Below are 25,848 nucleotides of genomic sequence, written 5' to 3'. Positions count from 1 at the left end.
CTAGTTATTTTTGTGCGGGCTCACGAATTGTAACCGGAGTGGGGCTGGCCCACTCCGGGCGCGGCATCTGGCAGGCCGCGGGCGGCGCTTATTGCGGGCCCATCTTGTCCATCAGCGCGGCGAGTTTTTCGTACTCGTCGGCGGTGAGGTCGGTAAGCGGAGTACGCACAGGGCCGGCGTCGTAACCGGCGATCCTGGCGCCGGCCTTGACGATGCTCACGGCGTAGCCGGCCTTGCGGTTGCGGATGTCCAGGTACGGCAGGAAGAAGTCGTCGATCAGCTTGGCCACGGTGGCGTGGTCGTCACGGGCGATGGCGTTGTAGAAGTCCATGGCGGTCTTCGGCACGAAGTTGAACACGGCGGAGGAGTACACCGGCACGCCCAGGGCCTTGTAGGCAGCAGCATACACCTCGGCGGTCGGCAGGCCGCCCAGGTAGCTGAAGCGGTCGCCCAGGCGGCGACGGATCGACACCATCAGCTCGATGTCACCCAGGCCGTCCTTGTAGCCGATCAGGTTCGGGCAGCGCTCGGCCAGTTTTTCCAGCAGGTCGGCGTTCAGGCGGCAGACGTTGCGGTTGTAGACGACTACGCCGATGTTTACCGATTTGCACACTGCTTCGACGTGGGCGGCGACGCCTTCCTGGCTGGCTTCGGTCAGGTAGTGCGGCAGCAGCAGCAGGCCCTTGGCACCCAGGCGCTCGGCTTCTTGCGCGTATTCGATGGCCTGGCGGGTGGAGCCTCCGACGCCGGCGAGGATTGGGACCGATGTGGCGCAGGTGTCGACGGCGGTCTTGATCACCTGGCTGTATTCGCTGGCAGCCAGGGAGAAGAACTCACCGGTGCCGCCGGCGGCGAACAGGGCGCTGGCGCCATACGGGGCCAGCCATTCCAGGCGCTTGACGTAGCCAGCCGGGTTGAAGTCGCCCTGGGCGTTGAAGTCGGTGACCGGGAAAGACAGCAGGCCGTGGGAGAGGATGGATTTGAGTTCTTGTGGAGTCATTGTTGTTGGCATCCTGTGGCGCTTGGGTGAAGGGTGTTGTTTTGCGTTGGAGGTAAGTTATCGTACAACTAGTATGATGACTAGTCCCTTTGGGAGATTTTTTTGCGGAGGGGCGGAAGGAATGGTATTGCCTGTGCCGGCCTCTTCGCGGGCATGCCCGCTCCCACAGGGACCGCGGCGCGCTTGTAGGAGCGGGCGCGCCCGCGAAGAGGCCGGCACAGGCGACAACAAGAGATGTATAAGACACAGATGGCAGACTAGCCGCGATCAGTCATCGTATCTCTGAAGGGGCAGGAAAAAACGATCGCGGAGACAGGCACAAGCCCGCCGCCCGTTTCCACGGGAAGTGTTCTGGGACCAGCAGAGGGTGACCGGGGAAAACGGGGGCGGCCTTGCGCCGCCCCGCGATCAAAGCAGAGGAAACTGGGGTCAGGCAGCGTGCTGGCGCTTGATCTGCGCCTTGCGTACCTGGGCCCGGCAAGCGTCGCCGAAAGCCTGGAAGATCTTGATCGAATCCGGGTTCTTCGCCGCTTGCCACTCCGGGTGCCACTGCACGGCGAACAGGAACGGCGAGATGCTTGGGGCATGGATCGCCTCGACCAGGCCGTCTTCGGCGTGGGCGATGGCCTCGATGCCGGCGCCGAGCTTGTGCAGGCCTTGGCCATGCAGCGAGTTGACGCGAATCTCGTCGGTACCCAGGGTGTCGCGCAGCCAGCTGTCCGGCTTGATCTTCACGCCGTGCACCTGGGCGTATTGCACCTCGACCGGGTCTTCCGGGTTTTCCCGGTGGTCGTTGAAGCCAGGCTCGGCGTACACCTTCTGGTAGATGTCGCCACCCAGGGCCACGTTGATTTCCTGCATGCCACGGCAGATGCCGAAGATCGGCAGGCCACGCTTGATCGCGGCCTTGACCAGCGGGATGTCGAACAGGTCGCGGTTCTGGTCTTGGCCTTTGCCGGGGGTCTCGTTTTCCTGGCCGTACAGGGCCGGGTCGATGTTGCTGCCGGCGCCGGTCAGGTACACGCCGTCGGCCATGTCCAGATAGGTCTCGAGGTCTTCGATGCCGCAGCAGGTGGGCACCAGCACCGGGACGCAATCGGAAAACTCGACCAGCGGGGTGATGTATTTGTGGGTCATGACCTGGTAGTCATGGCCTTTGCGCTCTTGGCTGCCCATGGTCATCAGGACGACGGGTTTGCGCAGGGAGGGTTGCTTGTTGCCAATGTTGCTGTTGGACATATGTCACCTTGGGACAGGTTCGGCCTGTCGTTGTTGTGCAGGTGCACGGCGCGGGGCCATGGGTGCAACCTGTAGCCCCGAGCACTGCCGGCTCGTCGGAGGCGACGATTCCGGTCGGGGCTTGTAGATAGCTTGCCAGAGCCGTTCGATATGTCAAACGACGGAGAAGGGCTTGATGGCAGGTAATGCGCCGGTTTTTGGGGGCTGAAACCGATGCGGGCCTGTGGTGGCGTGGGTTTGGCGGGGGTTAAGGTCAATAATATTTAACGATGCAGTTGGGTCTTTGCAGCGGTGCAATGAAGGTGTCGCCTGTTCCGGCCTCTTCGCGGGCATGCCCGCTCCCACAGGTTGATCACAGGTCCCGAAGGCCGAGGTGATCCTGTGGGAGCGGGCGAGCCCGCGAAAAGGCCGGAACAGGTGTCAGTGCAGTATCTGCGCCAGGAACCCCTTGGCCCGCTCGGTACGCGGCTGGTTGAAGAACACCTGCGGCGGGCTGTCTTCGATGATCTGCCCACCCTCGAGGAACAGCACCCGCTCGGCCACCTGGCGGGCAAAGCCCATTTCATGGGTGACGCAAAGCATGGTCATGCCAGTGCCAGCCAGCTGCACCAGCACATCCAGCACCTCGGCGACCATCTCCGGGTCCAGCGCCGAGGTGGGCTCGTCGAATAGCATGATCCGCGGCTTCATGCACAGCGCCCGGGCAATCGCCACGCGCTGCTGCTGGCCGCCGGACAGCTGGCTGGGGTACTTGTGCGCCTGGCTTTCGATGCCGACCTTGCTCAGGTACATGCGCGCCCGCTCCTCGGCGTCCTTGCGCGACAACCCGCGCACGCTGGTGGGGGCCAGCAGGCAGTTGTCGAGCACGCTCATGTGCGGGAACAGGTTGAAGTGCTGGAACACCATGCCGATGTCGCTGCGCACCTGCGCCGCTTCGCGGGTGGTGGCCGCCAGGTCGATGCCATCCACCTTGATGCTGCCCTGCTGGGCCACTTCCAGGCGGTTGATGCAGCGGATCAGGGTCGATTTGCCCGAGCCGGACGGCCCGCACAGCACGATGCGTTCGCCTTCGCGCACCTGCAGGTCGATGTCGCGCAGCACGTGGAACGCGCCGTAGTGCTTGTTCAGGCCTTCGATGCGGATCAGCACCGGGCGTGGGTCGGGTTCGGGTGCAAGGGTGGCAAGGCTCAGTGGTGCGGTCATCTTGTTGTTCTCCCGCAGGGGTTCAGTCGAAACGAGTCGCGCTGTAGGGCGCGGGGTCGGTGAAGGGGCGTTCGCCGGTGACCAGTTCGGCCACCAGCCGGCCGCTGACCGGGCCCAGGGTGAGGCCGTGGTGGGCGTGGCCGAAGTTGAACCACAGCCCCGGGTGGCGCGGCGCCGGGCCGATCACCGGGCGCATGTCGGGCAGGCAGGGGCGGCGGCCCAGCCAGGGGGTGTCGTCCAGGCGCTCGCCAAGGGCCGGGAACAGCTTGCGCGCCAGGGCTTCGCAGCGGCCCAGCTGGATCTGATTGCCCGGCGCGCTGCTGGCGTCGAACTCGATACCGGTGGTCAGGCGCACGCCGCGGGCCATTGGCGCCAGCACGTAGCCGCCCTGGGTGTCGCAGATGGAATGCTCCAGTTGCGCGCCGTCACGGGTGCTGTAGTGCATGTGGTAGCCACGCTTGATCGCCAGCGGGATCTGGTAGCCCAGGCCGCTGAACAGGTCGGCCGACTGCGGGCCGAGGCAGGCCACCACCTCGTTGGCGGTGATCGGGCCGCGGCGGCTGTCGACCCGCCATTGGCCGTCGACCTGGCGCAGGCTGCGCGCATCTCCATGCAGGAACTGCCCGCCGCGCTGCGTGAACAGGGTGGCGTAGCCGCGGGTGAGGGCGCCGGGGTTGTTCACGGTCTTGGGGTCGAGCCAGTGGATGCCGCCAACCACGCTGGCGTCCAGCTGGTGCTCGCGGGCCTGCAACTGCCCGCATTCGAGGATTTCGAACTGCAGGCCATAGCGGCTCAGGCCCTTGGCGTCGGCCTTGGCCTGCTCGAACAGCGCCGGGTCACGGAACACTTCGATCCAGCCTTTGGCCTGCACCAGCCCTTCCAGGCCGGCGGCAGCAATGAGTGCGTCGTGCTCCTCGACGCAGCGCTGCACCAGCGGCAGCATGTCGGCGGCGGCCCCGGCCAGGCGCCCGGGGGCCGACTGGCGCCAGTAGCGCCACAGCCAGGGGGCGGCCTTGGGCAGGTGCAGCAGGCTGTAGCGCACATCGGGCTGGCGATTCAGGCCATAGCGCAGCAGCGCGCCCAGTTGCCGCGGGAAGGCATAGGGGATCACGCTGGAGCGCTCGATCAGCCCGGCATTGCCGTGGCTGGTGCCGCTGCCCGGTTCGTCGCGGTCGATCAGGATCACCTGGCGCCCGCGGGCCTGCAGGTGCAGGGCGGTGCTGACGCCGACGATGCCGGCGCCGAGGACAAGGGTCTGGCAATGCATGGAACGTATCCTTCGGTCAGTTCAGGTGGCGGCCCAGGCGGGCTTCCAGGTGTTTCAGCAGGCGCCGCACCAGTTCGACGATCAGCAGGTAGAGCACGGCGGCCCACAGGTAGATCTGGAAGTCGAAACTGCGCGAGAAGGCCAGTTTGGTCACGCCCATCAGGTCGTAGATGGTCACCAGCGAGGCGATCGCGCTGGCCTTGATCATCAGGATCAATTCGTTGCCCAGCGGGCCTATGGCCACCAGCAGCGACTGCGGCAGGATCACCTTGAAGAAGGTGGTCGAGCGCTTCAGGTTCAGCGCCCGCGCCGCCTCATGCTGGCCGGGGGCGACGGCCATCAGGCTGCCGCGGAAGATTTCGGCCTGGTAGGCCGCGGTGTTCAGGGTGAACGCCAGTAGCGTGCAGAACCACGCCTCGCGGAAGAACCACCACAGGCCTACGTCCTGCCAGAAGCCCTTGAGCGAGCCCAGGCCGTAGTACAGCAGGAACAGCTGGGCCAGCAGCGGCGAGCCGCGGAAGAAGTACACGTAGCCGGCGGCCATGCGCTGCAGCAGCAGGCTGCGCGACATGCGCGCCAGGGCCAGCAACAGGCCGAGCACGGCACCCAGGCTGAAGGAAATCGCCACCAGCTTGGCCGTTACCAGCAGGCCATCGAGGAAGCGCGGGCCGTAGCGGTCCAGCAGGTCGGGGTCGAGGACCAGCGCCAGCAGTTGTTCGAAGCTCATGCGCGTGCTCCTTGCAGGTGGCGGTTGCTGCGCCGTTCGATGAAGGCGAACACGCGCCCGGAAATGGCGGCGAACAGCAGGTAGCCCAGGCAGGCCACGCCATAGAAGAACATCGGCTCCTTGGTCACGCTGACAGCCAGGTTGGTCTGGCGCATCAGGTCGACCAGCGAGATGGTGGATACCAGCGAGGTGTCCTTGAGCAGCGACAGCCAGTTGTTGGACAGGCCGGGCAGGGCGATGCGGGTCAGTTGTGGCAGCAGCACCTTGAAGAAGCCGGTGCGCTTGCTCAGGCCCAGCGCCGAGCAGGCTTCCAGCTGGCCCTTGGGCAGGGTCTTGAAGGCTGCCAGCCAGATCTCGCTGGAGAACGCGGCGAACACCAGGCTGAAGGCGATCATCGCGGCGAGGAAGGTATTGATCAGGAACTCACCCTGGTAGCCCATGGCTGCGAGGATCTTCTGTGCGGCGATCTGGCAGCCGTAATAGATGATCAGCAGCGTCAGCAGTTCGGGCAGGCCACGGAACACGGTGGAGAAGGTGGTGGCCCATGCGCGCGGCAAGCGCTTGCGCGAGCGTGCTGCAAGGGCGACCACCAGGCCCAGCGGCAGGCCGATGGGCAGGCAGGCCAGGGCCAGGGAAACGGTGACCAGCGCGCCGGCCAGCAGCGCCTGGCCCCAGCCTCCACTGGCGAAGGACAGCAAGGACAATTGATCGAGCATGACGAACACCTTGTGTTGACCTTACCGGCCTCATCGCCGGCAAGCCGGCTCCCACAGGTACACCGCTGTTCTTCAGGTCAGTGAGCAACCTGTGGGAGCTGGCTTGCCGGCGATAGGGTCCGGTCAGGCAATGAGGCCTTGAAGGTCAGTTGTAGATATCGAAAGCGAAGTACTTGCTGGCGATCTTCTGGTAGGTGCCGTTGGCGACGATCTGCTGCAGCGCGGTGTTCAGGCGCTGGCGCAGGGCTTCGTCGTCCTTGCGCACGGCAATGGCGGCATCGGCCTTGGTGTCGGCCACGTCACCGAGGATCTTGCAGCAGTCCCCGCCGTTCTTGGTCATCCACTCATGCAGCGGGAATTTGTCGGCAATCACGCCATCCAGGCGGCCCGCGGCCAGGTCGGCGTTGGCTTCGTCCATGGTCGGGTACAGTTTCACGTCGGCACCGGCCTTGGCGTAGACGTCTTCGGCGTAGATGGCCTGGGTGGACGATGACTGGGCGCCAACGGTGTAGCCGTCGAAGTTGGTCTGGGCGTCGCTGATCTTGCTGTCCTTGGCCACGGCAACGGTCAGCGGGGTGCGGTAGTAGTGGTCGGTGAAGGCGATCTTCTTGCGCCGCTCTTCGGTGTTGATCATCGACGCGACCACTGCGTCGTACTTGCGTGCCATCAGCGCCGGGATGATGCCTTCCCAGTCCTGGGCCACCAGCGTGCACTCGACTTTCATCTGCTCGCACAGGGCGTGGGTGATGTCGACGTCGAAGCCGTGCAACTGGTTATTGGCGTCGACATAGTTGAAGGGCGGGTAGGCGCCCTCGGTGGCGAAGCGCAGGGTTTCGGCACTGGCGGCACCCGACAGCAGCAGGGCGCACGCACCCACCAAGGCCATGGTCTTGTTCATCTCGCACCTCATTGCACTCTTGCTATTGTTGTTTTCCCGTCGACCACGAGGTGTAGCCGACGAATTCGTTATGTAGAGCGGCAGTTGCTTCCAAGCGTTTTTCAACATCCGGCCCGAGCTTCTTGCAGACCTCGTTGACCATCAGGTGCACCCACGACAGCATGGTCGAGGTGGACTCCCAGAACAGGTTGAACTCGGTGGGAATGCGGAACACCTCGTCGGCGTTGGCATCGGCCCAGTCACAGAAGGGGTCGGTCACCAGGGTGACCGCAATGCCAGCCTCGCGTGCCTTCTGGCACAACAGCAGGGCATGGCGGGAATAACGGCGGGCTTCGAACACCACCAGGGCGCTGTCTTCGGCGCGGCCCAGCAATACTTCGCCAAAGTGCCCGGCACTCATATCCACCAGCTGCACGCCATCGCGCAGGTACTGCAGCAGGTGGCTCATGCACATGGCGATGCCGCGCTCGGTCTGGAAGCCGGCGATGAACACCCGCTGCTTGCTTGCCAGGCGCTGGGCGACGCTGTGCCAGGCGCTGCTCTGGCGATACTCGTGCACGCGCACCAGGGCAGCGATTTCCAGCTCCAGGCTGCCGGCGTTGTCGCTGGCGTCCTGGTTCTGGCGGTAATCTTGCAGGCGGTCGCCCACCAGCCACGGGCCATCGCCCAGGTCGTTCTGCAGGTCTTGCTTCAACGCCTTGAGATGGGCATAACCCAATGAGCGGCAGAAACGGCCGACGCTGGATTCGCTGACGCCCAGCTTGACGGCAATGCTGGCCGAGGTCTGAAACGGCAGTTCATGCAGGTTGGCGAGCATGTAGCTGGCGATCTTGCGGCCCGAAGCAGCGGCCCCTTCGAGGCTGTTTTCCAGGCGTTGCTTGATCAGTTGGCTCATGCTGCGGCTCCAGGGGTAAGGCTTGCGAAAGAAAATGGCTGTTTTCTGTCATCAAGTCAACATTTGACAGATAGCTGTCACATGCAGGAAAGTTTTTGTCGTTGCAACGCTGTAGCCATTCCAATTCCAACAAGGAGCTTCAGATGTCCGCACCTTCCACCAGCACCGTCGTGCGTGTGCCTTTTACCGAGCTGCAGGGCCTGTTGCAGAGCATCTTCCAGCGCCATGGCTGCAGCGAAAGCGTGGCCCGGGTGCTGGCCCACAACTGCGCCAGCGCCCAGCGCGATGGTGCCCATAGCCATGGGGTGTTCCGCATGCCTGGCTATGTTTCGACATTGGCCAGCGGCTGGGTCGATGGCCAGGCCACGCCGAAGGTCAGCGACGTGGCGCCCGGTTATGTGCGCGTCGATGCCGCAGGCGGCTTCGCCCAGCCGGCGCTGGCGGCGGCCCGTGAACTTCTGGTGGCGAAGGCACGCAACGCTGGCATCGCCGTGCTGGCGATCCACAACTCGCACCACTTCGCCGCGCTGTGGCCGGATGTGGAGCCATTCGCCGACGAAGGCCTGGTAGCGCTGAGCGTGGTCAACAGCATGACCTGCGTCGTGCCGCACGGCGCGCGCAAGCCGCTGTTCGGCACCAACCCCATCGCCTTTGCCGCACCTTGCGCCGAACATGACCCGATCGTCTTCGACATGGCCACCAGCGCCATGGCCCATGGCGACGTGCAGATTGCCGCGCGCGCTGGCCAGCAATTGCCGCAGGGCATGGGGGTGGATGCCAATGGCGAGCCGACCACCGACCCCAAGGCGATTCTGGAAGGCGGCGCCTTGCTGCCATTTGGCGGGCACAAGGGCTCGGCCTTGTCGATGATGGTCGAGTTGCTGGCGGCGGCGCTGACCGGCGGGCATTTCTCCTGGGAGTTCGACTGGTCGGGGCACCCGGGGGCGAAGACGCCGTGGACCGGGCAGCTGATCATCGTCATCGACCCGAACAAGGCCGAGGGCGAGCGGTTTGCCCAGCGCAGCCGCGAACTGGTCGAGCAGATGCAGGCGGCAGGGCTGACGCGCGTGCCGGGCGAGCGGCGTTACCGCGAGCGCGAGGTGGCCGAGGAGGAGGGGGTGGCGGTGACCGAGCAGGAGTTGCAAGGCCTGAAAGAGCTGCTTGGCTGACCCGGCCTCTTCGCGGGCGCGCCCGCTCCCACAGTGGTATCACCGCCCTTGAGACCTGTGCAGTACCTGTGGGAGCGGGCATGCCCGCGAAGAATCCAGCGCCAATCCTCAGCCATGCAATGTTGCATAGACAACCTTGCACAATAGTTGATGTTCCTGAGCCCGCACTCCGGGTATGCTCAGGGCTGCCTTTTCGAACTGTCCTGATCCAAGGAGCTGCACGCTGTGTTCAAACATGTCGATGCCTATGCCGGCGACCCGATCCTCTCGTTGATGGAAACCTTCAAGGCCGACCCGCGCGCCGACAAGGTCAACCTGAGTATCGGCCTGTACTACGATGAGGCCGGCGTGGTGCCGCAACTGGCGGCTGTGGATGCGGTGGAAAAACGCATCGCCGGCCAGGACCACGAAGCCTCGCTGTACCTGCCGATGGAAGGCCTGGCCAGCTACCGCCAGGCGATCCAGGCACTGCTGTTCGGTGCCGATCACCCAGCCGTGACCGGCGGGCGCGTGGCCACCGTGCAGACCGTGGGCGGTTCCGGCGCCCTCAAAGTCGGTGCCGACTTCCTCAAGCGCTACTTCCCGCAGTCCGAAGTCTGGGTCAGCAACCCAACCTGGGACAACCACCGCGCCATCTTCGAAGGCGCCGGCTTCAAGGTGCACACCTACCCGTACTTCGACCAGGCCACCCGTGGCGTGGACTTCGACGGCATGCTGGCCACCCTGCAGACCCTGCCGGCCAACAGCGTGGTGCTGCTGCACCCGTGCTGCCACAACCCCACCGGCGCCGACCTGGAACAGCACCAGTGGCAACAGGTGGTTGAAGTGGTCAAGGCACGCCAGCTGATCCCGTTCCTCGACATCGCCTACCAGGGCTTCGCCGAAGGCCTGGTGGAAGACGCCTACGCCATCCGTGAAATGGCCCGCGCCGGCGTGCCGTGCCTGGTCAGCAACTCGTTCTCGAAGATCTTCTCGCTGTACGGCGAGCGTGTCGGCGGCCTGTCGGTGGTCTGCGACGATGACGCCACTGCCCAGAGCGTGCTCGGCCAGCTCAAGGCTACCGTGCGCCGCAACTACTCCAGCCCGCCCAACTTCGGCGCCCAGCTGGTTGCTGGCGTGCTCAGCGATGCCGCCCTCAATGCCCAGTGGGCCGAGGAAGTCGAAGTGATGCGCAAACGTATCCTCGACATGCGCCAGGCGCTGGTCGATGCCCTGGCCGTGCTGCTGCCAGGCCAGGACTTCCAGTTCTTCCTGCGCCAGCGCGGCATGTTCAGCTACACCGGCTTCAGCGTCGAGCAGGTGCGCCGCCTGCGTGACGAGTTTGGCGTGTACCTGATCGACAGCGGCCGCGTATGCATGTCCGGCCTGCGCCCGGCCAACCTGCAACGGGTTGCCGAAGCCTTCGCCGCCGTCCAGAAGTAACACCGCAAGGGGCCGCTTTGCGGTCCTTTCGCCGGCAAGCCGGCTCCCACAGAGATAGCGCAAGGCTCAAGCACTGCGCGGTCGGTGTGGGAGCCGGCTTGCCGGCGATCAGGCTGCATGCAGCCTCTGGTTGCAATCCGCTTGTAAAGACAAGTGCAACCGCTCCTCGGAAAAGGGCTTCGCAAGTGCAACCTTTCCGTGCACAATCGCGCTCCCTTTTTCGGTTGAGTTGGGCGAAACGTCTATTTCGCCATTCTCAGCCTGTTGCAGTCTTGCGAGTGGAGCTTCACCCGGAATGAATGAGCAGGCCCCAAGCGTTGAACAACGCTTTGCAGAATCGACCCCCGCCACCCTCGGCAGCTGGTCGCGTCACGACACCACCTGGATGCTGGGCCTGTTCGGCACAGCGATCGGCGCCGGAACCCTGTTCCTGCCGATCAACGCCGGCCTTGGCGGCTTCTGGCCGTTGCTGATCCTGGCCATACTGGCCTTCCCGATGACCTATTTCGCTCACCGCGGGCTGACCCGTTTCGTCCTTTCCGGGCGCAATGACGGCGATATCACCGAAGTGGTCAAGGAGCACTTCGGCATTACCGCCGGCGCCTCGATCACCGTGCTGTACTTCTTCGCGATCTTCCCGATCCTGCTTATCTATAGCGTGGCGCTGACCAACACCGTGTCCAGCTTCATGGAGCACCAGCTGCACATGCAGCCGCCGCCACGGGCCATCCTGTCGTTCGTGCTGATCCTCGGCCTGCTGGCCATCGTGCGCTGCGGCGAGCAGGCCACGGTCAAGGTCATGAGCCTGCTGGTCTACCCGTTCATCGTCGCCCTGGCATTGCTGGGCCTGTACCTGGTGCCGCACTGGACCGGTGGCATTCTCGACAGCGCCACCCAGGTGCCACCAGCTTCGGCCTTCCTGCACACCCTGTGGCTGGCGATTCCGGTGATGGTGTTCTCGTTCAACCACTCGCCGATCATCTCCGCCTTTGCCGTCGACCAGAAGCGCCGCTACGGCGAGCATGCCGATGAGCGTAGCGGCCAGATCCTGCGCCGTGCCCACCTGCTGATGGTGGTGATGGTGCTGTTCTTCGTGTTCAGCTGCGTGCTCACCCTGAGCAGCGCCCAGCTGGCCGAGGCCAAGGCGCAGAACCTGTCGATCCTGTCGTACCTGGCCAACCACTTCAGCAACCCGACCATCGCGTTCGCTGCACCGCTGATCGCCTTCGTGGCCATCGCCAAGTCGTTCCTCGGCCACTACATCGGCGCCAGCGAAGGCCTGAAGGGCATCATCACCAAGGCCGGTGCTCGCCCGAGCGCCAAGGCCCTGGACCGCGTGGTCGCCGCGCTGATGCTGGTGGTGTGCTGGATCGTCGCCACCCTCAACCCAAGCATCCTCGGCATGATCGAGTCGCTCGGTGGCCCGATCCTCGCGGTGCTGCTGTTCCTGATGCCGATGTACGCCATTCGCCGCGTGCCATCCATGCGCAAGTACAGCGGTGCTGCCTCCAACGTGTTCGTGGTGGTAGTCGGCCTGGTTGCGCTGACCTCGGTGGTATACGGCCTGCTGGGCTGATTCGCCATCTGCAACAGTAATGCCCGGGTCGCTTGTTGCCACCCGGGCATTTTTTTGTCCACAAGAATTGTCCGGCAACAGAACAATTTCACCTGCCCCCATAGGCACCCGGCCGCCTTCATGCTTAACTCAGTGTCCTTTTCAAACCCCGCATAAGGATTTCGTCATGGCTCAAGTGACTCTCAAAGGCAACCCGGTTCAGGTCAACGGCGAACTGCCGAAAACCGGCGCCCAGGCTCCGGCTTTCTCCCTGGTAGGTGAAGGCCTGGCTGACAAGTCGCTGAAAGACTACGCCGGCAAGCGCAAGGTGCTGAACATCTTCCCGAGCGTCGACACCCCGACCTGCGCTACCTCCGTGCGCAAGTTCAACGCCCAGGCCAACGATGTGGCCAACACTGTGGTGCTGTGCATCTCCGCCGACCTGCCGTTCGCCCAGGCACGCTTCTGCGGCGCCGAAGGCCTGGACAACGTGAAGAACCTGTCGACCCTGCGTGGCCGCGAGTTCCTCGAAAACTACGGCGTGGCCATCGCCGATGGCCCGCTGGCCGGCCTGGCTGCCCGTGCCGTGGTGGTACTGGACGAAAACGACAAGGTGCTGCACAGCGAGCTGGTTGGCGAAATCGCTGATGAGCCGAACTACGATGCAGCGCTGGCTGTGCTGAAGTAAGAGTTGTGTGGGGCAGGGCGGGCTTGCCTGTACCGGCCCCTTCGCGGGCTTGCCCGCTCCCACAGGGATGTCACAGCCTTTGAAACCTGTGCAGTACCTGTGGGAGCGGGCAAGCCCGCGAAGAGGCCGGCACAGGCAACCGAAACCTTTCAGCCCGCCACTGCTCCAAGCAACACCCTGTAAACGGCCCGGAACGCGTTCCGGGCCGTTTTCATTTAAAGTTCAACCCCTTGGCAACGTCAGGCAAAGGTAAACCTCTGGTAAAGGCGCTTTGCTAAAACGATGCCAGTGCTTATCGTTCATCCTCCCCAAGTCGTCATTCCGAACAAGGTTCGTTCAACCCATGCAAGCGTCCAATTCCCGTTCCCCTCGTCGCTGGCTCGTAGGCCTGCTGATCCTGCTGCTGGTGGCTGCACTGGCCTGGTGGCTGTGGCCCGCAGCGGCGCCTGCGCCTAAAGAAGCCGGTGGCGGGCGCGGTGGCAAGGGCATGGGCATGATGGGCGGTCGCCCGGGCTTCGGCGGCTCCAGCGACCCGGTGCCGGTGCGCGTCGAGCCGGTGCGGGTGGGCGACTTCCCGCTGTACTACAAGGCCCTGGGCACCGTCACCGCGACCAACACCGTCAACGTGCGCAGCCGCGTGGCTGGCGAGCTGGTCAAGATCCACTTCAAGGAAGGCCAGCAGGTCAAGGCCGGCGACCTGCTCGCCGAGATCGACCCGCGCCCGTATCGCATCGCCCTGCAACAGGCCGAAGGCACCCTGGCGCAGAACCAGGCGCAGTTGAAGAACGCCCAGGTCGACCTGGCCCGCTATAAAGGCCTGTACGCCGAAGACAGCATCGCCAAGCAAACCCTCGACACCGCCGAAGCGCAGGTGGCGCAGTTCCAGGGGCTGGTGAAGACCAACCAAGCGCAGGTCAACGACGCCCGCCTGAACCTCGATTTCACCCAGATCCGCGCGCCGATCAATGGCCGCGTGGGCCTGCGCCAGCTCGACCTGGGCAACCTGGTGGCGGCCAACGACACCACCGCGCTGGTGGTGATCACCCAGACCGAGCCGATCAGCGTTGCCTTCACCCTGCCGGAAACCGAGCTGAGCACCGTGCTGGAACGCTACCGCAGCGGCGCCAGCCTGCCGGTCGAGGCCTGGGACCGCAGTGACAGCAAGCTGCAGTCCACCGGCGTGCTGGGCAGCATCGACAACCAGATCGACACCACCACCGGCACCCTAAAGTTCAAGGGCCGCTTCGAGAACAAGGACCTTGCCCTGTTCCCCAACCAGTTCGTCAACGTGCGCCTGCTGGCCGACACCCTCAAGCAGGTGACCATGGCCCCGGCGGCGGCCATCCAGTTCGGCAATGACGGCTCCTTCGCCTACGTGGTCAATGACCAGAACACGGTCAACATCCGCAAGCTCAAGGTCGGCGCCAGCGATGGCGAGAACAGCGTCATCCTCGAAGGCCTGAAGGCCGGCGACCGCCTGGTGCTGGAAGGCACCGACCGCCTGCGCGAAGGCACCAAGGTGGAAGTGGTCGAAGACAGCTCGCAGGTGCCGACCACCCCGGGCCAGCACCTGCAAGGCCAGGAAGCCAAGGGTTCGGCAAGCACTGGTGATGTGCAGCCCGGTAAAGCACAGCCTGGTAGCGCAGCAGGCAAGGCGGGCGCATGAACCTCTCGCGTCTGTTCATCCTGCGGCCGGTTGCCACCACGCTGAGCATGCTGGCCATCGTCCTGGCCGGCCTGATCGCCTACAAGTTGCTGCCGGTTTCCGCCTTGCCGCAGGTGGATTACCCGACCATCCGGGTCATGACCCTGTACCCCGGTGCCAGCCCGCAGGTCATGACCAGCGCCGTTACCGCACCGCTGGAACGCCAGTTCGGGCAGATGCCGGGCCTGGAGCAGATGGCGTCGACCAGCTCCGGTGGCGCCTCGGTGCTGACCCTGCGCTTCAACCTCGACATGAACATGGACGTTGCCGAGCAACAGGTGCAGGCCGCGATCAACGCCGCCAGCAACCTGCTGCCCAGCGACCTGCCTGCGCCGCCGGTGTACAACAAGGTCAACCCGGCCGACACCCCGGTGCTGACCCTGGCCATCTCCAGCAAGACCATGCCGCTGCCCAAGCTCAACGACCTGGTCGATACCCGCGTGGCCCAGAAGCTCGCGCAGATCAGCGGTGTGGGCATGGTCAGCATCGCCGGCGGCCAGCGCCAGGCGGTGCGGATCAAGGTCAACGTCGATGCCCTGGCCGCCAACGGCCTGAACCTGGAGGACGTACGCACCCTGATCGGCGCCTCCAACGTCAACCAGCCCAAGGGCAACTTCGACGGCCCGACCCGGGTGTCGATGCTCGATGCCAACGACCAGCTGCGCTCCCCTGAGGAGTACGCAAACCTGATCCTGGCCTACAACAACGGTGCACCATTGCGTCTCAAGGACGTGGCCGAAATCGTCGACGGCGCGGAGAACGAGCGCCTGGCTGCCTGGGCCAATGAAAACCATGCGGTGCTGCTGAACATCCAGCGCCAGCCGGGCGCCAACGTCATCGAAGTGGTCGACCGTATCAAGGCCCTGTTGCCTTCGATCACCGACAACCTGCCGGCCGGCCTGGATGTTTCGGTGCTCACCGACCGCACCCAGACCATCCGCGCCGCGGTCAAGGACGTGCAGCACGAACTGCTGATTGCCATCGCCCTGGTGGTAATGGTCACGTTCGTGTTCCTGCGCCGTTTCAGTGCCACCCTCATTCCGTCGATCGCCGTGCCATTGTCGCTGATCGGCACCTTCGGCGTGATGTACCTGGCCGGCTTCTCGGTCAACAACCTGACGCTGATGGCCCTGACCGTCGCCACCGGTTTCGTGGTCGACGACGCCATCGTCATGCTGGAGAACATCTCCCGGCACATCGAGGAGGGCGAGACGCCCATGCAGGCTGCGCTCAAGGGCGCCCGGCAAATCGGCTTCACCCTGATCTCGCTGACCTTCTCGCTGATTGCTGTACTGATCCCGCTGCTGTTCATGGCCGATGTGGTCGGCCGCCTGTTCCGCGAGTTCGCCATTACCCTGGCGGTGGCCATCCTGATTTCCCTGGTGGTATCGCTGACCCTCACGCCGATGATGTGCGCGCGCCTGCTCAAGCGCGAGCCCAAGGAAGAGGAACAGGGCCGGTTCTACCGCGCCAGTGGCGCCTGGATCGACTGGCTGATCAGGCACTACGGCAGCGCCCTGCAGTGGGTACTCAAGCGCCAGCCGCTGACGCTGCTGGTGGCCGTAGCCAGCCTGGCGCTCACCGTATTCCTGTACATGGTGGTGCCCAAGGGCTTCTTCCCGGTGCAGGACACCGGGGTGATCCAGGGCATTTCCGAAGCGCCGCAGTCCACCTCGTTCGCCGCCATGAGCGAACGCCAGCAAGCCCTGAGCAAGGTGATCCTGCAGGACCCGGCGGTACAGAGCCTGTCGTCCTACATCGGTGTCGATGGCGACAACGCCACGCTCAACAGCGGCCGCCTGCTGATCAACCTCAAGCCTCATGGCGAGCGTGATGTCACTGCCAGCGAAGTGATCAACCGCCTGCAGCCGCAAGTCGACCGGCTGGTGGGCATCCGCCTGTTCATGCAGCCGGTGCAGGACCTGAGCATCGAAGACCGGGTCAGTCGTACCCAGTACCAGTTCAGCCTGTCGTCGCCGGACGCCGACCTGCTGGCGCAGTGGAGCGGCAAGCTGGTGCAGGCGCTGCAGCAGCGCCCGGAACTGGCCGACGTGGCCAGCGACCTGCAGGACAAGGGCCTGCAGGTGTACCTGGTGATCGACCGCGACATGGCCAGCCGCCTGGGCATCAGCGTGTCGCAGATCACCAACGCCCTGTACGACGCCTTCGGCCAGCGCCAGATCTCGACCATCTACACCCAGGCCAGCCAGTACCGCGTGGTGCTGCAGTCGCAGGATGCGGCGGTGATCGGCCCGCAGGCGCTGGAGTCGATCCACGTCAAGGCCACCGATGGCGGCCAGGTGCGCCTGTCGGCGCTGGCGCGCATCGAACAGCGCCAGGCCCAGCTGGCCATTTCCCACATCGGCCAGTTCCCGGCGGTGACCCTGTCGTTCAACCTGGCCCACGGCGCTTCGCTGGGCGAGGCGGTGCAGGTGATCGAGCAGGTGCAAAAGGACATCGGCATGCCGCTGGGCGTGCAAACCCGCTTCCAGGGCGCGGCGGAAGCCTTCCAGGCATCGCTGTCGAGCACCTTGCTGTTGATCCTGGCGGCGGTGGTGACCATGTACATCGTGCTGGGCGTGCTGTACGAGAGCTACATCCACCCAGTGACCATTCTTTCGACCCTGCCGTCGGCAGCGGTCGGCGCCTTGCTGGCCTTGCTCATCAGCGGCAACGACCTGGGCATGATCGCCATCATCGGCATCATCCTGCTGATCGGCATCGTCAAGAAGAACGCGATCATGATGATCGACTTCGCCCTCGAGGCCGAGCGCCAGCAGGGCATGAGCCCGCGCGATGCCATCTACCAGGCGGCGCTGCTGCGCTTCCGGCCGATCCTGATGACCACCCTGGCCGCGCTGTTCGGCGCCGTGCCGCTGATGCTCGCCACCGGTTCCGGCGCCGAGCTGCGCCAGCCGCTGGGCCTGGTGATGGTCGGCGGGTTGCTGGTCAGTCAGGTGCTGACGTTGTTCACCACCCCGGTCATCTACCTGTACTTCGACCGCCTGGCCCGCCGCTGGCGCCCGGCCACTGACGTGAAGCAGGCCGAGGCATGAACCTGTCCGGTCCTTTCATCCGTCGCCCGGTGGCGACCATGCTGTTGAGCCTGGCGATCATGCTTTTGGGCGGGGTCAGCTTCGGCCTGCTGCCGGTGGCGCCGCTGCCACAGATGGACTTCCCGGTGATCGTGGTGTCGGCCAACCTGTCCGGCGCCAGCCCGGAGGTGATGGCCTCCACCGTGGCCACGCCGCTGGAGCGCAAGCTGGGCAGCATTGCCGGCGTGACCACCCTGACCAGCAGCTCCAACCAGGGCTCCACACGGGTGATCATCGGCTTCGAGATGGGCCGCGACATCGACGGTGCGGCGCGCGAGGTGCAGGCGGCGATCAACGCCACCCGCAACCTGCTGCCCAGCGGTATGCGCAGCATGCCCACCTACAAGAAGATCAACCCGTCGCAGGCACCGATCATGGTGCTGTCGCTGACTTCGGACGTGCTGCAGAAGGGCCAGCTGTACGACCTGGCCGACACCATCCTGTCGCAGAGCCTGGCCCAAGTGCCCGGGGTAGGGGAGGTGCAGATCGGCGGCAGTTCGTTGCCGGCGGTGCGCATTGCCGTGGAGCCGCAATTGCTCAACCAGTACGGCCTGTCGCTGGATGAAGTGCGCACTGCCGTGTCCAACGCCAACCAGCGCCGGCCGATGGGCTTTGTCGAGGACGCCGAGCGCAACTGGCAGGTGCGTGCCAACGACCAGCTGGAAAGCGCCAAGGACTACGAGCCCGTGGTGATCCGCCAGCAGAACGGCACCATCCTGCGCCTGTCCGACGTGGCGACCATCACCGACGGTGTCGAGAACCGCTACAACAGCGGCTTCTTCAATGACCAGAGCGCGGTGCTGCTGGTGGTCAACCGCCAGACCGGCGCCAACATCATCGAAACGGTCGACCAGATCAAGGCGCAGCTGCCGGCCCTGCAGTCGCTGCTGCCGGCCAGCGTGCAACTGAACGTGGCCATGGACCGCTCGCCAGTGATCAAGGCAACCCTCAAGGAAGCCGAGCACACCCTGCTGATCGCCGTGGTGCTGGTGATCCTGGTGGTCTACCTGTTCCTCGGCAGCCTGCGGGCCTCGCTGATCCCCAGCCTGGCGGTACCGGTGTCGCTGGTGGGCACCTTCGCGGTCATGTACCTGTGCGGGTTCTCGCTCAACAACCTGTCGCTGATGGCGCTTATTCTTGCCACCGGCCTGGTGGTGGACGACGCCATCGTGGTGCTGGAGAACATCTCCCGGCACATCGAGGACGGCCAGCCGCCGATGAAGGCGGCCTTCCTGGGTGCCAAGGAAGTGGGTTTCACCTTGCTGTCGATGAACGTGTCGCTGGTGGCGGTGTTCGTCTCCATCCTGTTCATGGGCGGCATCGTGCGCAACCTGTTCCAGGAGTTCTCCATCACCCTGGCGGCGGCGATCATCGTGTCGTTGGTGGTGTCGCTGACCCTCACGCCGATGCTGTGCGCCCGCTGGCTCAAGCCCCACCAGGCCGAGCAGAACCGCCTGCAGCGCTGGAGCGAACAGTTGCACCAGCGCATGGTCGATGCCTATGACCGCAGCCTGGGCTGGGCCTTGCGCCACAAGCGCCTGACGCTGATCAGCCTGCTGGCCACCATCGGCATCAACATCGCCCTGTACGTGGTGGTGCCCAAGACGCTGATGCCGCAGCAGGACACCGGCCAGCTGATGGGCTTCATCCGTGGCGACGACGGCCTGTCGTTCAGCGTGATGCAGCCGAAAATGGAAATCTACCGCCGCGCCTTGCTGGCCGACCCGGCGGTGCAGAGCGTTGCCGGCTTCATCGGCGGCAACAGTGGCACCAACAACGCCATGGTGCTGGTGCGCCTGAAACCGATCAACGAGCGCAAGATCGACGCGCAGAAGGTGATCGAGCGCCTGCGCAAGGAAATGCCCAAGGTACCTGGCGGGCGCCTGTTCCTGATGGCCGACCAGGACCTGCAACTGGGCGGCGGGGGCCGCGACCAGACCTCCTCGCAGTACCTGTATTCCCTGCAGAGCGGTGACCTGACGGCGTTGCGCGAATGGTTCCCGAAAGTGGTGGCGGCGCTGCGTGCACTGCCGCAACTGACGGCCATCGACGCCCGCGACGGTGCCGGCACCCAGCAGGTGACCCTGGTGGTCGACCGCGACCAGGCCAAGCGCCTGGGCATCGACATGGACATGGTCACCACGGTGCTGAACAACGCCTACAGCCAGCGCCAGATCTCCACCATCTACGACAGCCTCAACCAGTACCAGGTAGTGCTGGAGATCAACCCGAAGTACGCCTGGGACCCGAGCACCCTCGAGCAGGTACAGGTGATTACCGCCGACGGTGCCCGCGTACCGCTGTCGACCATCGCCCACTACGAGAACAGCCTGGCCAACGACCGGGTCAGCCACGAAGGCCAGTTCGCCGCCGAAAGCATCGCCTTCGACGTCGCCGAAGGCTACAGCCCCGACCAGGCCATGGCGGCGCTGGAGCGTGCGGTGGCCAAGCTGGGCTTGCCCGAGGAAGTGATCGCCAAGCTTGGTGGTACCGCCGATGCCTTCGCCAAGACCCAGGAAGGCCAGCCGCTGATGATCCTTGGCGCGCTGGTGCTGGTCTACCTGGTGCTGGGCATCCTCTACGAAAGCTACATTCACCCGCTGACCATCCTCTCGACACTGCCCTCGGCCGGCGTCGGTGCCTTGCTGGCGCTGTACGTCACCGGCGGCGAGTTCAGCCTGATCTCGCTGCTGGGGCTGTTCCTGCTGATCGGCGTGGTGAAGAAGAACGCCATCCTGATGATCGACCTGGCCTTGCAGCTGGAGCGCCACCAGGGCCTGACACCGGAAGAGTCGATCCGCCGGGCCTGCCTGCTGCGTCTGCGGCCGATCCTGATGACGACCCTGGCGGCCATCCTCGGTGCCTTGCCGCTGCTGCTGAGCCGCGCCGAAGGCGCGGAAATGCGCCAGCCACTGGGCCTGACCATCATTGGCGGCCTGGTGTTCAGCCAGATCCTCACCCTTTACACGACACCGGTGGTCTACCTGTACCTGGACCGCCTGCGTCACCGTTTCAACCGTTGGCGTGGCGTGCGCACCGACGCCGCCCTGGAAACCCCGCTATGACTTTTGCCCAGACCCCACTTCACCGCGCCCTGCAGACGCTGACCCGTGGGCGTGGCTCGCGCCTGCTCGGCGCCGGGTTGTGCGTCGCCTTGCTCAGCGCCTGCACCCTGAGCCCGGACTACCACCGCCCGGAGCTGAGCAGCACGGCGCAGTTCAAGCACGCCGAAGGCTGGACCCAGGCCACGCCGTCCGATGCCATCGCCCGCGGCGCCTGGTGGGAAATCTACGGCGATGCCGGGCTCAATGCGCTGGTCGAAGAGCTCAACCGCAGCAACCAGACCGTGGCGCAATCGGAAGCCCAGTACCGCCAGGCCCAGGCGCTGGTGCGCAGCAGCCGAGCGGCACTGTTCCCCAGCCTGGACCTGAGCGTCAGCAAGAACCGCTCGGCCCAGGGCACCGGCAGCTCCAGTTCGAGCCTGTCCAACAACAGCAGCGGCATTCGCAACACCTACAACGCCCAGCTCGGCGTCAGCTGGGAAATCGACCTGTGGGGCAAGCTGCGCGAAACCCTCAATGCCAACGAAGCCAGTGCCGAAGCCAGCCTGGCCGACCTGGCCTCGATCCGCCTCAGCCAGCAGTCGGAACTGGTGCAGAACTACCTGCAGTTGCGGGTGATCGACGAGCAGAAGCGCCTGTTGGAAGCCACCGTGGCAGCTTATGAGCGTTCCCTGCGAATGAACGAAAACCAGTACCGCGCCGGCGTCGCCGGCCCGGATGCGGTGGCCCAGGCGCGTACCCAGCTCAAGAGCACCCAGGCCGACCTGATCGACCTGATCTGGCAGCGCGCGCAGTTCGAGAACGCCATTGCCGTGTTGCTGGGCAAGGCCCCGGCGGACTTCGCCCTGGCCGACAGCAAGGCCATTCCGGCGCTGCCGCAAATTCCGGTGGCCTTGCCTTCGCAGTTGCTGGAGCGACGCCCGGACATCGCTGCGGCCGAGCGCAACGTGATGGCTGCCAACGCCAACATCGGCGTGTCGCGGGCGGCGTATTTCCCGGACCTGAGCCTGAGCATGAGTGGCGGTTACTCCAGCAGCAGCTTCAGCAACTGGATCGAACTGCCCAACCGCTACTGGTCGGTGGGCCCGCAGCTGGCGCTGACCTTGTTCGACGCCGGCAAGCGCAGTGCCGAGGTGGACCGCACGGTGGCGGTATATGACCAGACCGTGGCGCAGTACCGCCAGACCGTGCTCGACGGCTTCAAGGAAGTGGAAAACCTGCTGGTGCAGTTGAAGGTGTATGGCGATGAGGCGGTGGTGCGCCAGGAGGCACTGGATGCCGCTCGCGAGTCCCTGCGCCTGACCGAGAACCAGTACCGCGCGGGGCTGATCGGCTACCTGGATGTGGTCAACGTGCAGACCACGGCGCTGAGCAACGAGCGCAGTGTGTTGAACCTGCTGCAGGGGCGCCTGGTGGCAAGCGTGCAGCTGGTTGCCGCGCTGGGTGGTGGCTGGGATGCGGAACAGGCGTTTGCCGAGCAGGATTGACTGGGCCTCTAGTACAGCGAATTGCTGTACCGGCCTCATCGCCGGCAAGCCGGCTCCCACAGGTACTGTGCAATCCCTGAGGTCGATGCGGTCAAGGTGGGAGCCGGCTTGCCGGCGATGGGCTGCGCAGCAGCCCCATGCGGGCTTTGGATCCATTCCCATTCGCAAAAACCCCGTGCGTTTCGCCTAAGCTTGAGTACAATCGTCAGCTTTTTCCGGGCCTCCCGTCCCGTCGCTGGAACTCCCAATGCTGACCGGTAGCTACTCCTCTTCGCTGGTGTTGATTTCGCTGTGCGTGGCGATCCTGGCGTCCTATACCGCCCTTGACCTGACCGGCCGCATCGCCACGGCCAAAGGCCGGGCTGCCTGCCTGTGGATGGGGGGTGGCGCGCTGGCCATGGGCATCGGCGTGTGGTCGATGCACTTCATCGGCATGCTCGCCTTCAGCCTGCCCATCGACCTGGGCTACGACCTGGCCCTGACCGCGTTCTCGCTGCTGATTGCCGTGTTGTCCTCGGGCTTTGCCTTGTGGCTGGTCAGCCAGCCGAGCCTGCCGTGGCAGCAGCTGGCGTTTGGTGCGCTGATCATGGGCGCCGGCATCGCCTGCATGCACTACACCGGCATGGCCGCGCTGCGCATGCTGCCGGGCATCGACTATGACCCGACGCTGTTCGGGGCCTCGCTGCTGATTGCCGTGGGCGCCTCGGCAGCGGCCTTGTGGATCGCCTTCCGTTTGCGCGCGCACACCCCTTATGTGCGGCAGATTCGCGGCCTGGCGGCGGTGGTGATGGGCTTTGCCATCGTCGGCATGCATTACACCGGCATGGCTGCGGCGAATTTCCCCGAAGGCAGCTTCTGCGGTGCGCTGGCCGGGGGAGGCCTGCAAGGCGACGGCCTGGTCTACCTGGTTCTGATCACCACCCTGGCGGTACTGGCGGTGGCCTTGCTCACCTCGGTGCTGGATGCCCGCCTGGAGGCACGCACCGCCGAGCTGGCCCGTTCGCTGACCCTGGCCAACCAGGAGCTGACCCAGCTGGCCCTGCACGACACCCTCACCGACCTGCCCAACCGTACTCTGCTGGCCGACCGCATCGAGCAGGCCATCGCCAAGGTAGCGGAGCAGGGCGGCTGCTTCGCCCTGATGTTCATCGACCTGGACGGCTTCAAGCCCGTCAACGATGCCTTTGGCCACCACGTCGGCGACTTGCTGCTCAAGGCCGTAGCGACACGCCTGCGCGGGCACCTGCACAGCCAGGACACGCTTGCGCGCATCGGCGGCGACGAATTCGTGCTGCTGGTGCAGCTGCGCGAGCCGAACGATGCCATGGATGTGGCGGTCAAGCAGGTCAACCTGGTATCTCGGCCGTTCCGCGTGGCCGAGCATGACCTGCAGCTGACGGCGAGCCTGGGCATCGTCCTGTACCCGGGCAATGGCCAGGACCAGCACGAGCTGCTGCGCAATGCCGACGCCGCCATGTACCACGCCAAGAGCTCCGGCAAGAATGGCTACAGCTTCTTCGACGTGTCGATGAACAGCAACGCCCGCCAGCAATTGCAGCTACTGCAGGACCTGCGCCAGGCCCTGGAGCAGCGTCAGTTCCGCCTGCACTACCAGCCCAAGTTCGACGCCCAGAATTGCCAGCCGATCGGTGCCGAGGCCTTGCTGCGCTGGGAGCACCCGCAGCAGGGCCTGTTGCTGCCCGACCGTTTCATCGGCCTGGCGGAAAAGACCGGCCTGATCATTCCCATTGGCGAATGGGTGCTCATCGAGGCCTGCCGGCAGATGCGCCAGTGGCTGGACCAGGGGCACCACGGCTGGCGCATGGCGGTGAACCTGTCTGCCATCCAGTTCTGCCATGCCGGGCTGGTCGAGAGCGTGGCCCGGGCCCTGCAACAGAACAGCCTGCCGGCCAACTGCCTGACCCTGGAAATTACCGAAACCACCGCCATGCACGACGCCGATGCCAGCCTGACGGTGCTGCAGCGGCTGTCCGACATGGGTGTGGACCTGTCCATCGATGACTTTGGCACCGGCTATTCCAGCCTGATGTACCTCAAGCGCCTGCCGGCCAACGAGCTGAAGATCGACCGCGGTTTCGTGCGCGACCTGGAGCAGGACAGCGACGATGCGGCGATCGTTTCGGCAATCGTGGCGCTGGGCCAGGCGCTGGGCCTGCGCATCGTCGCTGAAGGGGTGGAGACTGACAGGCAGCAGGACTTCCTGACCCGCCTGGGCTGCGATTCGCTGCAAGGCTACCTGCTGGGCCAGCCGGTGCCGGCCGAGCAGTTCATGGGCAAGTTGCAGGCCATGCGCCAGGAAAGTACCGCAGTGGGTTAGACCGCGTCGCGCAAGGCGAAGGCGGGCATGAAGGTATCCATCTCCGCCTCGACGGCCTCGATGATGCGCTCTACATCGGCGGCGGCCATGATCGCCGAGCAGGGAATGCCGGCAATCGCCAGCAGGGTTTCGCCGGTGGCGCGGTCGAACAGCCGCGCGACCATGCTGCGCGGCGCATCCATGCTGGCTTCGAAGCCCAGCGGGTGGAAATGCCAGCGCATCACCTGGCAGGCGTTGGGGAACGTCATCTTGTTCATGCCAGCCTCCTTGTCCGTACCTGGACGTGGTGAGCGGGTGGCCACATCGATGCGGCCGCCGGGAAAGTAACCATAGCACCTGCTACGGAGTATTCTCGGCTGCAAATACGACAAATGTGCTAATGCATGACAGCGGTCACATCCTTGTCATGCAGGGCATCTGGCGCAGGGCCGCAAGGCAAACGTTTTCCCGGTATGTTGACGGCAGATAACCCGCCAGGTTCTGCCACTTTGATCGACATCTCCGCACGATGTTTTCGGACGAGCGGTGCAATCAGCCGAGCAGCCCGGCAGCGATGTTGATGGTGAATCCCAGGATCGCCGTGTTGAATACGAACCCCACTAGTGAATGTGCCAGCACTACCCGCCGTAGGCCCCGCCCAGCGACGCCCACGTCTGAGGTTTGTACCGCCACGCTGATGGTGAACGAGAAGTAGTGGAAGTCCCAGTAATCGGGGTTGCGTTCGCCATCGGCGAAGCGCAGCGGCGGTTCGTGGTTTTGTCCGGTATAGAACAGCCGCGCGTAGTGCAGGCTGAAAATGCAGCCGATCAACAGCCAGGAGCCGGCCACGGTCAGGCCGGTGTAGAGGTAGTGCACGACCAGCGCCGTGCCTTGCAGGCCACGGCTGGACACCAGTTGCAGGGTGACGGCGGCGAGGCTGGCGATGGCGGCGATGCACACGGTGAGCAGGACCAGGCCGGCGTTTTCGTCTTCGACGCGGGCGACCTTGCGTACCTTTTCCGCATTGGCGCTCAAGGTCAGGTAGAGCACCAGCAGCAGGTACAGCCATACGCCAAGATTCCAGCCGGCGAGGATGTGCTGCACGCTGTCGCCGGCAGGGATCAGCCAGGCGCCGAGCAGGCCGACCACAGTGGCGATGCTCAGGCGCGGGTGGGTGTGGGTCAGGCGGTGGAAAGCCATGGAACCTCGTTTTCGGGGGTATGGGTACCACTCTAGACGGTCATTACAGAGACGAGGGACATGCTCGGGTCCATTGTGGGAGCGGGCGAGCCCGCGAAGCAGCCACCGCGGTGGCTGGCAAGTACCCTGTGGGAGCGGCTTTAGCCGCGAACACCGGCGCAGCCGGTGCCATGTACCGCGTTGGGTTCTTCGCGGCTAAAGCC

Annotated in this window: 19 protein-coding genes; 9 read left to right on the top strand and 10 right to left on the bottom strand. The window is 64.9% G+C overall.

Annotation, left to right across the window (positions count from 1 at the left end):
* Positions 1-88: 88 nt before the first annotated feature.
* The 8 genes from kdgD to B2790_RS17790 all read right to left on the bottom strand — a co-directional run bounded on the left by kdgD (position 89) and on the right by B2790_RS17790 (position 7,945).
* Complete coding sequence (gene kdgD / locus B2790_RS17825; protein ID WP_286919368.1) at positions 89-1,000, bottom strand: 5-dehydro-4-deoxyglucarate dehydratase; 912 nt, start codon at positions 998-1,000, stop codon at positions 89-91.
* Positions 1,001-1,429: 429 nt separating this feature from the next.
* Entirely contained in the window at positions 1,430-2,239 is an 810-nt protein-coding gene (locus tag B2790_RS17820; protein WP_015270696.1) for a gamma-glutamyl-gamma-aminobutyrate hydrolase family protein, read from the bottom strand.
* Between the two features lie 420 nt (positions 2,240-2,659).
* The gene (locus tag B2790_RS17815) at positions 2,660-3,442 is read right to left on the bottom strand and encodes an amino acid ABC transporter ATP-binding protein (protein ID WP_013972988.1); all 783 of its coding nucleotides are present in this window, start codon (positions 3,440-3,442) and stop codon (positions 2,660-2,662) included.
* A 22-nt stretch (positions 3,443-3,464) separates the two neighbouring features.
* Entirely contained in the window at positions 3,465-4,709 is a 1,245-nt protein-coding gene (locus B2790_RS17810) for an NAD(P)/FAD-dependent oxidoreductase (protein WP_025338832.1), read from the bottom strand.
* A gap of 16 nt (positions 4,710-4,725) precedes the next feature.
* Positions 4,726-5,436, bottom strand: a complete 711-nt coding sequence (locus B2790_RS17805; RefSeq protein WP_025338833.1) for an ABC transporter permease — start codon at positions 5,434-5,436, stop codon at positions 4,726-4,728.
* Positions 5,433-6,152, bottom strand: a complete 720-nt coding sequence (locus B2790_RS17800; protein ID WP_004376260.1) for an ABC transporter permease — start codon at positions 6,150-6,152, stop codon at positions 5,433-5,435. Before B2790_RS17800 ends, B2790_RS17805 begins: the two co-directional genes overlap by 4 nt.
* 145 nt (positions 6,153-6,297) lie before the next feature.
* Complete coding sequence (locus tag B2790_RS17795; RefSeq protein ID WP_286919366.1) at positions 6,298-7,050, bottom strand: transporter substrate-binding domain-containing protein; 753 nt, start codon at positions 7,048-7,050, stop codon at positions 6,298-6,300.
* A 22-nt stretch (positions 7,051-7,072) separates the two neighbouring features.
* Entirely contained in the window at positions 7,073-7,945 is an 873-nt protein-coding gene (locus B2790_RS17790) for a MurR/RpiR family transcriptional regulator (RefSeq protein ID WP_085705216.1), read from the bottom strand.
* A gap of 143 nt (positions 7,946-8,088) precedes the next feature.
* Between B2790_RS17790 and B2790_RS17785 the strand changes: the two genes are divergently transcribed.
* The 9 genes from B2790_RS17785 to B2790_RS17745 all read left to right on the top strand — a co-directional run bounded on the left by B2790_RS17785 (position 8,089) and on the right by B2790_RS17745 (position 24,466).
* Entirely contained in the window at positions 8,089-9,114 is a 1,026-nt protein-coding gene (locus tag B2790_RS17785; protein WP_286919364.1) for an Ldh family oxidoreductase, read from the top strand.
* A 225-nt stretch (positions 9,115-9,339) separates the two neighbouring features.
* The gene (locus B2790_RS17780) at positions 9,340-10,536 is read left to right on the top strand and encodes an aromatic amino acid transaminase (RefSeq protein WP_063915003.1); all 1,197 of its coding nucleotides are present in this window, start codon (positions 9,340-9,342) and stop codon (positions 10,534-10,536) included.
* Between the two features lie 295 nt (positions 10,537-10,831).
* Positions 10,832-12,112 (top strand): serine/threonine transporter, encoded by a 1,281-nt coding sequence (locus B2790_RS17775; protein ID WP_025338838.1) that lies wholly within the window; start codon positions 10,832-10,834, stop codon positions 12,110-12,112.
* A gap of 166 nt (positions 12,113-12,278) precedes the next feature.
* Positions 12,279-12,779 (top strand): thiol peroxidase, encoded by a 501-nt coding sequence (tpx, locus tag B2790_RS17770; RefSeq protein ID WP_025338839.1) that lies wholly within the window; start codon positions 12,279-12,281, stop codon positions 12,777-12,779.
* Positions 12,780-13,122: 343 nt separating this feature from the next.
* Positions 13,123-14,445: an MdtA/MuxA family multidrug efflux RND transporter periplasmic adaptor subunit gene (locus tag B2790_RS17765; protein ID WP_286919363.1), complete on the top strand. Its 1,323-nt coding sequence runs from the start codon at positions 13,123-13,125 to the stop codon at positions 14,443-14,445.
* Positions 14,442-17,540 carry an MdtB/MuxB family multidrug efflux RND transporter permease subunit gene (locus tag B2790_RS17760; RefSeq protein WP_286919362.1) on the top strand — a complete coding sequence of 1,033 codons (3,099 nt, stop codon included), beginning with the start codon at positions 14,442-14,444 and terminating at the stop codon, positions 17,538-17,540. The genes B2790_RS17765 and B2790_RS17760 overlap by 4 nt, the downstream gene beginning before the upstream one ends.
* Positions 17,537-20,644 carry an efflux RND transporter permease subunit gene (locus B2790_RS17755; protein ID WP_286919361.1) on the top strand — a complete coding sequence of 1,036 codons (3,108 nt, stop codon included), beginning with the start codon at positions 17,537-17,539 and terminating at the stop codon, positions 20,642-20,644. The genes B2790_RS17760 and B2790_RS17755 overlap by 4 nt, the downstream gene beginning before the upstream one ends.
* Entirely contained in the window at positions 20,641-22,128 is a 1,488-nt protein-coding gene (locus B2790_RS17750) for an efflux transporter outer membrane subunit (protein WP_286101751.1), read from the top strand. Before B2790_RS17755 ends, B2790_RS17750 begins: the two co-directional genes overlap by 4 nt.
* Before the next feature lie 247 nt (positions 22,129-22,375).
* Complete coding sequence (locus B2790_RS17745) at positions 22,376-24,466, top strand: putative bifunctional diguanylate cyclase/phosphodiesterase (protein WP_286919360.1); 2,091 nt, start codon at positions 22,376-22,378, stop codon at positions 24,464-24,466.
* Here B2790_RS17745 and B2790_RS17740 read toward each other — a convergent pair.
* Both B2790_RS17740 and B2790_RS17735 read right to left on the bottom strand, forming a co-directional pair.
* Positions 24,463-24,723, bottom strand: coding sequence for a DUF1652 domain-containing protein (locus B2790_RS17740; RefSeq protein ID WP_046615421.1), 261 nt, complete (start codon positions 24,721-24,723; stop codon positions 24,463-24,465). The two genes, B2790_RS17745 and B2790_RS17740, sit on opposite strands and share 4 nt — an antisense overlap.
* Positions 24,724-24,997: 274 nt before the next feature.
* On the bottom strand, positions 24,998-25,645 hold the full coding sequence (locus B2790_RS17735) for a DUF1345 domain-containing protein (protein ID WP_286919359.1): 648 nt from the start codon (positions 25,643-25,645) through the stop codon (positions 24,998-25,000).
* Positions 25,646-25,848: the final 203 nt, after the last annotated feature.

The organism is Pseudomonas sp. UBA6753, assembly GCF_002453565.1.
Lineage (GTDB): Bacteria > Pseudomonadota > Gammaproteobacteria > Pseudomonadales > Pseudomonadaceae > Aquipseudomonas > Aquipseudomonas putida_Z.
This window is presented reverse-complemented; position numbering and strand designations above follow the sequence as displayed.

What these genes read in the sequence shown, in the direction of transcription:
- kdgD (WP_286919368.1), bottom strand. Translation starts at nt 1,000, where the DNA reads ATGACTCCACAAGAACTCAAATCCATCCTCTCCCACGGCCTGCTGTCT.
- B2790_RS17820 (WP_015270696.1), bottom strand. Translation starts at nt 2,239, where the DNA reads ATGTCCAACAGCAACATTGGCAACAAGCAACCCTCCCTGCGCAAACCC.
- B2790_RS17815 (WP_013972988.1), bottom strand. Translation starts at nt 3,442, where the DNA reads ATGACCGCACCACTGAGCCTTGCCACCCTTGCACCCGAACCCGACCCA.
- B2790_RS17810 (WP_025338832.1), bottom strand. Translation starts at nt 4,709, where the DNA reads ATGCATTGCCAGACCCTTGTCCTCGGCGCCGGCATCGTCGGCGTCAGC.
- B2790_RS17805 (WP_025338833.1), bottom strand. Translation starts at nt 5,436, where the DNA reads ATGAGCTTCGAACAACTGCTGGCGCTGGTCCTCGACCCCGACCTGCTG.
- B2790_RS17800 (WP_004376260.1), bottom strand. Translation starts at nt 6,152, where the DNA reads ATGCTCGATCAATTGTCCTTGCTGTCCTTCGCCAGTGGAGGCTGGGGC.
- B2790_RS17795 (WP_286919366.1), bottom strand. Translation starts at nt 7,050, where the DNA reads ATGAACAAGACCATGGCCTTGGTGGGTGCGTGCGCCCTGCTGCTGTCG.
- B2790_RS17790 (WP_085705216.1), bottom strand. Translation starts at nt 7,945, where the DNA reads ATGAGCCAACTGATCAAGCAACGCCTGGAAAACAGCCTCGAAGGGGCC.
- B2790_RS17785 (WP_286919364.1), top strand. Translation starts at nt 8,089, where the DNA reads ATGTCCGCACCTTCCACCAGCACCGTCGTGCGTGTGCCTTTTACCGAG.
- B2790_RS17775 (WP_025338838.1), top strand. Translation starts at nt 10,832, where the DNA reads ATGAATGAGCAGGCCCCAAGCGTTGAACAACGCTTTGCAGAATCGACC.
- tpx (WP_025338839.1), top strand. Translation starts at nt 12,279, where the DNA reads ATGGCTCAAGTGACTCTCAAAGGCAACCCGGTTCAGGTCAACGGCGAA.
- B2790_RS17765 (WP_286919363.1), top strand. Translation starts at nt 13,123, where the DNA reads ATGCAAGCGTCCAATTCCCGTTCCCCTCGTCGCTGGCTCGTAGGCCTG.
- B2790_RS17760 (WP_286919362.1), top strand. Translation starts at nt 14,442, where the DNA reads ATGAACCTCTCGCGTCTGTTCATCCTGCGGCCGGTTGCCACCACGCTG.
- B2790_RS17755 (WP_286919361.1), top strand. Translation starts at nt 17,537, where the DNA reads ATGAACCTGTCCGGTCCTTTCATCCGTCGCCCGGTGGCGACCATGCTG.
- B2790_RS17750 (WP_286101751.1), top strand. Translation starts at nt 20,641, where the DNA reads ATGACTTTTGCCCAGACCCCACTTCACCGCGCCCTGCAGACGCTGACC.
- B2790_RS17745 (WP_286919360.1), top strand. Translation starts at nt 22,376, where the DNA reads ATGCTGACCGGTAGCTACTCCTCTTCGCTGGTGTTGATTTCGCTGTGC.
- B2790_RS17740 (WP_046615421.1), bottom strand. Translation starts at nt 24,723, where the DNA reads ATGAACAAGATGACGTTCCCCAACGCCTGCCAGGTGATGCGCTGGCAT.
- B2790_RS17735 (WP_286919359.1), bottom strand. Translation starts at nt 25,645, where the DNA reads ATGGCTTTCCACCGCCTGACCCACACCCACCCGCGCCTGAGCATCGCC.